The sequence below is a fragment of the Shimia sediminis genome, from assembly GCF_003990645.1.
Classification (GTDB): domain Bacteria; phylum Pseudomonadota; class Alphaproteobacteria; order Rhodobacterales; family Rhodobacteraceae; genus Shimia; species Shimia sediminis.
In genome coordinates this window covers 1-698 of sequence record NZ_RYZK01000081.1, presented here as the reverse complement: position 1 = coordinate 698, position 698 = coordinate 1, and the positions used below count along the sequence as shown (strand labels likewise).

The 698-nt window shown below is 38.8% G+C and carries 1 pseudogene; it reads right to left on the bottom strand.

Annotation, left to right across the window (positions count from 1 at the left end):
• Positions 1–217 precede the first annotated feature (217 nt).
• Positions 218–698: pseudogene (locus EK369_RS22950) on the bottom strand (F0F1 ATP synthase subunit alpha); the annotation flags it as partial.

Here is a 698-nt window from a genome sequence, read left to right as displayed (position 1 = left end):
ATTTAGATAACCGGAATAGATACAAGTACAATAATTCAGTACCGAGGACAGCAAATTAAAAAAATCACCTGTTTATTTGCACCTACTTTAGAATAGTTTCAATATGAACGATGAACTTCTCCAATAATCATAGATCAATTTCACTCATACGGTAAAATTGATCGAAATAAGAAACTTTATTAACTTAAAAAAGCATATAAACTAGAATCAATTTCCCTTAAGAAGAGAAATTTGCCACGAAATCTGTAACCACCTGTTTTAACTTAGTATCTGTTTCAGGAGTAATCTGGCCCTTGGTAGCAATATCTGTTAAAATGTCAGAGTGACTGTTCTTAATGTGTTGAGAGAACTCCTTTTCGAAAACGGTGATTTTGCTTGGGTCAAGTTTGTCAAGGTGACCTCGAACACCACAGTAAATGATTGACACTTGCTCTTCGATAGCCATGGGTACGTATTGACCCTGTTTTAGCAATTCTGTTAGACGAACACCTCTGTTCAAAAGTTGTTGAGTGGCAGCATCTAAATCGGAACCGAACTGGGCAAAGGCAGCTACTTCACGATACTGAGCCAATTCCAGTTTCATGGAACCGGCAACCTGCTTCATGGCTTTTGTTTGGGCAGCTGATCCTACACGAGATACGGAGAGACCGACGTTAATGGCTGGTCTAATACCCTTGTAGAACAATTCGGTTTCCAAG